Below are 522 nucleotides of genomic sequence, written 5' to 3'. Positions count from 1 at the left end.
TCCTGGTGTTTGACTTACCAACTGCCGAACAGTTCCTGATGAGTCTTGTTCTTGGGACTGTATAGGTGTGGCACCATCTAATCCCCATTTTTCAAATGTCGCACGGGTACCGCTGCCGTTTGCACGGTTCACAACGTTGATCTTTTGATCTTTCCCGCCAACTTCATTCCAATTAGTGATTTTTCCTGTAAAGATATCAATCAATTCCCGTTTTGTGATATCTTTGACACCTGTATCTTTGTTGACGATTGGTGCCATCCCGACCACTGCTACTTTATGATCCACTAGTTTAGAGGCATCGATCCCGTCTCTTTCTTCTGCAAATACATCAGAGTTTCCGATAGTAACTGCTCCAGCTTCGACTTGGCTCAACCCAGTTCCGCTTCCTCCTCCTTGTACAGAGATTTGATAATTCGGATTTTCTTGTACAAAGCTTTCTTGCGCTGCATCGACCAAAGGCTGTAATGCTGTCGAACCTACCGCAACGATTTTTACTTGTTCATTTGAGTCACTTGAATTATT

The 522-nt window shown here is 43.7% G+C and carries 1 protein-coding gene; it reads right to left on the bottom strand.

Translation table 11 applies throughout. The annotated features are described in order from the left end of the window. Positions 1-522, bottom strand: a 522-nt coding sequence (locus FCS21_RS17615) for an extracellular solute-binding protein (protein ID WP_138624480.1), incomplete at both ends; no start/stop codon positions are given.

This window comes from Colwellia ponticola, assembly GCF_005885605.1.
Classification (GTDB): domain Bacteria; phylum Pseudomonadota; class Gammaproteobacteria; order Enterobacterales; family Alteromonadaceae; genus Colwellia; species Colwellia ponticola.
The sequence above is the reverse complement of the archived record's forward strand: the minus strand, read 5'-3'. Positions and strand labels throughout refer to the sequence as shown.